The organism is Mesorhizobium sp. M2A.F.Ca.ET.067.02.1.1 (genome assembly GCF_004023285.1).
GTDB lineage: Bacteria > Pseudomonadota > Alphaproteobacteria > Rhizobiales > Rhizobiaceae > Mesorhizobium.
The window spans coordinates 1-5,647 of record NZ_RZSB01000389.1 but is presented as its reverse complement, the minus strand read 5'-3'; the positions used below and the strand labels follow the sequence as shown (position 1 = coordinate 5,647).

Annotated in this window: 4 protein-coding genes and 1 riboswitch; of the genes, 1 reads left to right on the top strand and 3 read right to left on the bottom strand. The window is 66.0% G+C overall.

Features of this window, described 5'->3' with window-relative positions:
• From gcvP to gcvT, 3 genes are all read right to left on the bottom strand, one after another.
• Positions 1-2,736: aminomethyl-transferring glycine dehydrogenase (gcvP, locus tag EOA28_RS22935; RefSeq protein ID WP_128315302.1), on the bottom strand; the 2,736-nt coding region annotated here is incomplete at its 3' end.
• A 16-nt stretch (positions 2,737-2,752) separates the two neighbouring features.
• Positions 2,753-3,121, bottom strand: a complete 369-nt coding sequence (gene gcvH, locus EOA28_RS22930; RefSeq protein WP_042644226.1) for a glycine cleavage system protein GcvH — start codon at positions 3,119-3,121, stop codon at positions 2,753-2,755.
• A 6-nt stretch (positions 3,122-3,127) separates the two neighbouring features.
• Entirely contained in the window at positions 3,128-4,228 is a 1,101-nt protein-coding gene (gene gcvT / locus EOA28_RS22925; protein ID WP_127252981.1) for a glycine cleavage system aminomethyltransferase GcvT, read from the bottom strand.
• Positions 4,229-4,378: 150 nt separating this feature from the next.
• Positions 4,379-4,465, bottom strand: a riboswitch (glycine riboswitch).
• A gap of 178 nt (positions 4,466-4,643) precedes the next feature.
• On the opposite strand from gcvT, the gene EOA28_RS22920 reads away from it, so the two are divergent.
• Positions 4,644-5,645, top strand: a complete 1,002-nt coding sequence (locus tag EOA28_RS22920) for a hypothetical protein (protein ID WP_128315301.1) — start codon at positions 4,644-4,646, stop codon at positions 5,643-5,645.
• Positions 5,646-5,647 lie beyond the last annotated feature (2 nt).

Here is a 5,647-nt window from a genome sequence, read left to right as displayed (position 1 = left end):
GTCGATGCGCGAGACCGGCGGCCAGTATTTCGCCGCCAGGTCGGCGTCGCCCGCTGGATAGGCCGCATCGAGCCGCGAGTAGGGATGCTTCCACTCAGCTGCGAGCGCCTCGGCGGCGGTGTGCGGAGCGTTGACCAGCGGATTATCGTTGGGCGGCCATTCGCCCTTTGCCACTTTTGCCGCCTCGCCGGCGATGGCGATCATCGCCTCGCAGAAGCGGTCGAGCTCACGCTTGGGCTCGGACTCGGTCGGCTCGACCATCAGCGTGCCGGCGACCGGGAACGACATGGTCGGCGCGTGGAAACCGTAGTCGATCAGGCGCTTGGCGATGTCGTCGACGCTGATGCCGGCGCTCTCCTTGAGCACGCGAGTGTCGAGGATGCATTCATGGGCGATGCGATCGTGCCTGCCCTTGTAGAGGAGCGGGAAGTGCGGCGCGAGCCGGGTGGCGATGTAGTTGGCGGAAACGATCGCCGTTTCCGTCGCGTGCTTCAGTCCCGAAGCGCCCATCATGCGGATGTACATCCAGGTGATCGGCAGGATGGAGGCGCTGCCGAACGGCGCCGCCGCCACGGCATGGGTAGTGCCTTCCGTCACGTGGCCGGGCAGGTAGGGCTTCAGATGGGCCTTGACGCCGATCGGACCGACACCCGGCCCACCGCCGCCATGCGGGATGCAGAAGGTCTTGTGCAGGTTCATGTGGCAGACGTCGGCGCCGATATCGCCTGGACGGGCGAGGCCGACCAGCGCGTTGAGGTTGGCGCCGTCGAAATAGACCTGGCCGCCATGCTCATGGACGATGGCGCAGAGGTCGCGCGCGCCTTCCTCGTAGACGCCGTGCGTCGAGGGGTAGGTGAACATCAGCGCCGCGAGGTCCTTCGAATGCTCGGCCGCCTTGGCCTTGAGGTCCTCGACATCGATGTTGCCGTCCTCGGTGCAACGCACGACGACGACGCTCATGCCGGCCATCGCGGCGCTCGCAGGATTGGTGCCATGCGCGGAGGACGGGATCAGGCAGACGGTGCGGTGACCTTCGCCGCGCGCGCGGTGATAGCCGCGAATGGCGAGCAGGCCGGCATATTCGCCCTGGCTGCCGGCATTGGGCTGCAAGGTCACGGCGTCGAAGCCGGTGATCTCCGACAGCCAGCCATCGAGATCGGCGATCATTGCGCGGTAGCCGCCCGAATGGCCGGCAGGCGCGAAGGGATGCAGATTGGCGACGCTGGGCCAGCTCACCGGCATCATTTCAGCGGCGGCATTGAGCTTCATCGTGCAGGAGCCGAGCGGGATCATGGCGCGGTCGAGCGCCAGGTCCTTGTCGGCCAGCCGGCGCAGGAAGCGCATCATGTCGGTCTCGGAGCGGTTCTCGTGGAAGACCGGCTGCGTCAGGAACTCCTTGCCGCGCGGCTTGCCGGGCATCGAGCCGCCGTCTGCGCCTGGCTTGGCGCCGAAAAGGCCGGCTATGGCCTCGAGATCGGCTTCCGTCGAGGTCTCGTCGAAGGCGATGCTGATCTTGTCCGCATCGATGACGCGCAGCAGCCGGCCTGTCTTCTCCGCCGCGGTGGCGATCGCGCTGGCCTTGCCCTTCACCTCGACCGTCACCGTGTCGAAGCGGCTTGCGCCGAGCACCGATACGCCGGCGGCTTTGAGACCTGAGGCGAGGCGGTCGGCAAGGCCGTGGATGCGACCGGCAATCGCCTGGAGGCCGGCAGGGCCATGCCAGATCGCATAGGCCGTGGCCATGTTGGCCAGCAGCGCCTGCGCGGTGCAGATGTTGGAGGTGGCCTTGTCGCGGCGGATGTGCTGCTCACGCGTCTGCAGCGCCAGCCGGTAGCCGGGGCGGCCCTTGGTGTCGGTCGACTGGCCGACGAGGCGGCCGGGCATCAGACGGGTCAGCTTGTCGGAAACGGCGCAATAAGCGGCATGCGGGCCGCCGAAACCCATCGGCACGCCGAAGCGCTGCATCGGACCGACGGCGATGTCGGCGCCGAGCTGCGCCGGCGCATCCGTCAGCGTCAGCGCCAGCGGATCGGCGATGAAGACGACCAGCGCGCCGGCGGCGCGGGCCTTCTCGATCGCCGCCTTGTGATCGCCATAGACGCCCAACGTGTCCGGCCAGGAGACGAGCAGGGCGGCGGTGTTGTCGTCGATCGTCTCGCCATCGACCTCGATGCCGAGCGGCTCGGCGCGGGTGCGCACGACGTCCAGCGTCTGCGGGTGCGGGGTGCCTGCAAGCGCCACCTTGGTGCGCTTGTCGCGATGATGGCGCAGCGCGATGCCGACGGCCTCGGCAACGGCGGTCGCTTCATCGAGCAGCGAAGCCGACGCCACCGGCAGGCCGGTGAGCTCGGTGACCAGGGTCTGGAAGTTGAACAGCATTTCCAACCGGCCCTGGCTGATCTCGGCCTGGTAGGGCGTGTAGGCCGTGTACCAGGCCGGATTCTCGAACAGGTTGCGCTGGATGACCGGCGGCACGAAGACGCCGTGATAACCGGCGCCGATGAAGCTCTTCAGCACCGTGTTCTTCGCCATCATCGCCGACAATTCGGCCAGCGCTTCGGCTTCGCTCGCCGGAGCGGGCAGGTCGAGTGGCCGATCGAGGCGGATCGACTTCGGCACGGCCTGGCTGATCAGCGTTTCGACGGATGGAACGCCGATGGCGGCGAGCATCGCCCTGACGTCGTTGACGGAGGGACCGATATGGCGGGCCGAGAAAGGAGCAGGTGCTGCGGTCATTTCCAAGATCCTGTTGTCAGCCGATATGGGCTTTGTAGGCGGCCTCATCCATGAGGCTGTCGAGTTGACCTTCGTCGGAGAGCTTCATCTTCCAGAGCCAGCCGTCGCCGGTCGCCGCCGAATTGACCAGCGAAGGGTCGGCCGACAGTGAGCCGTTGGCCTCGGTAATCTCGCCGTCGACCGGCGCGTAAACGTCCGAAGCCGCCTTCACGGATTCGACGACGACGGCGGTATCGCCCTTGGCGAGCTTGCGGCCAATTTCCGGCAGCTCGACGAAAACGAGATCGCCGAGCTGTTCCTGCGCATAGTCGGTGATGCCGACAGTGGCGACGCCGCCTTCGACGCGGAGCCATTCATGGTCTTCAGTGAAATAGGTCTTTGCCATTCGGAATCATCCTTTGCGGTAGCGGTGTGGGGTAAAGGGCAGGGACGTGACGTCGACCGGGATTTTCGTCCCGCGGACATCGGCGAAGAGTTTCGTGTCGGGCTTGGCCAGCGCGGTGTCGACATAACCCATGGCGACAGGGTGGCCGGTCGAAGGGCCGAAGCCGCCGGAGGTGACATGGCCGGCCGGATTGCCGCCGGCATCGACGAGCGTCGCGCCTGCGCGCACCGGCTGGCGGCCGTCGGGCTTCAGGCCGACGCGCTTCTGCGACGGCCCGCGCTCCAGGATCGAGCGCAGCGCGTCGGCACCGATGAAATGGCCAGTGGCGCGAACCTCCTTCGAGATCGCCCACATCAGCCCGGCGCTTGCCGGATCGATCTCCGGCGTCAGGTCCTGGCCATGCAGGCAGAGACCGGCTTCGAGGCGAAGGCTGTCGCGGGCGGCGAGGCCGATCCATTGCACGCGCTCGTCTTCCAGGAGTTTGGCGACGAGATCCCGCGCGTCCTTCTCCGGCAGGCCGATCTCGAAACCGTCCTCGCCGGTGTAGCCTGACCGGCTCATGAACCAGTTCTGGCGCGGCTCGATGCCATGCATGAAGAGCAGCGAGCCGGTCTCGATGCCGGCCCGTGCCAAAGCCGCCCAGGCATCCGGACCCTGAATCGCCAGGAAGACGCGGTCGAGCGGCTCGACCGTGGCGTCGAAACCGGCGGAGAGCGTGCGCAGATGCTTCTCGTCCTCGATGGCGTTGCCGGCATTGGCTACGACCATGAACCGGTCGTCGCCAAGGCGCGTGACGATCAGGTCGTCGATAATGCCGGCAGCCTCGTTGAGGAAAAAAGTGTATTTGGACTGCGAGATGTCCAGCGCGCCGGCATCAAGCGGGCAGGCCCGGTTCAACAGCGCCGCGGCGCCCGGACCGTCGACCTCGAACAGCTTCATATGCGAGATGTCGAACAGCCCGGCGTGCTCGCGCGTGTGCAGGTGCTCCTTCATCACGCCGGGCGGATAGGTGAGCGGCATCGACCAGCCGGCAAAAGCGCCGAAGCGCGCGCCCGCGGCCTGATGCAAATCCTCGAGGGGTAGGTGCCTGGTGTCTTCGCCTGTCATGTCTTCTCCAGAGTCGCACGCAATCGACCGCCATTGGCGGCCTGTTCCGTGCCCCTCTGTCTGAAGCCTGAGAGACTCGCGCCCCGTAACTCTGTCGGCAGCGCTTACACCTTCGGCGCGGGGCCAGGCCCCGACTTTCCAGAGTTGTCTTTCCCGTCAACGGTTCTTTTGCCTGAGAGATTTCGGGCGATTTCCCCTTCGGCGACAGCTTGCGCTGCTCTCTCCCGCAAACAGGTGGGACTCACAAACCGAGCCCCCGACGCGCCATCCATAGCTCGTTGACGACACCTTGTCACCTCCCAGCGACATGTTGCCGACAAGTCTTCGCTAACCACGCCATTTGCCCGTTTCTCAAGACACCGCTGTTAAACCTGACGGGATAACGCCGGCAAAAGGCGACAGGCAGGGACGGCAGATGGGCGAATTGATCATGAGCGCTCCGTTGGCGGGGCTGATGTCGAAGAACAAGATCACGGCTGAGAACGTGGCAATGCTGCGGCGCGAGGTATTCGCCGACGGCGTGGTGAGCCGCGGCGAGGCGGAGGCGCTGTTCGCGCTCGACCAGACGGCGCGCGACAAATGCGGAGAATGGGCACCGTTCTTCGTCGAGGCGGTGACCGACTACATCGTCCACCAGGAAAAGCCGGAAGGCTATATCTCGGAGGAGAATGCCGACTGGCTGGTCCGCACCGTCTCGCGTGACGGCATGGTCGACAGCCGCACGGCACTCGAGCTGCTGGTGCATGTGCTGGAGGAAGCGAAATCCTCACCCGGCCAGCTTTCGGCCTATGCGCTGGAGCAGGTCGCGCATGCGGTGATCGGCGGCAAGGGGCCGTTGATGATCGGCGGAGAGCTGGTTCCGGGCTTGATTGCCAGGGCCGAGGTCGATCTCCTTCGCCGCATCCTCCATGCCTTCGGCGGCGACGGCAACATCGCCATTACCAAAGCCGAGGCAGAGGTGCTGTTCAGGATCAATGACCGAACAGCGGCCGCAGACAATGATCCGTCCTGGAACGAGCTCTTCGTCAAGGCGATCGCCAACTATATCATGTGCTCGGCCGGCTACGAGCCGCCGACGCGCGAAGCGGCGCTGCGCCATGAAAACTTCCTTGACGAGGCAGGCCCGACGCTCGGTGGGTTCTTCAGCCGGATGGTGTCGGGCGGATTCGCCGCGGTCCTCGAAGCCTATCATTCTCCCGGCGATATCGAGGCCGAATGGGAAGCCAGGAACCGGGCCGCCGAGGCGCTTGCCCGCCGTGCCGAGACCATCGATGCCGACGAAGCCAAATGGCTGGTCGAGCGCGGCGGCGGCCAGCGGCCGCTGCGCGACAACGAGCGCGCGCTGCTGACGCTGATCAGGCACGCTTCGCCGGAAATCCATCCGGCGCTGAAGCCGCTGCTGGATAAAGTCGCTTAGGC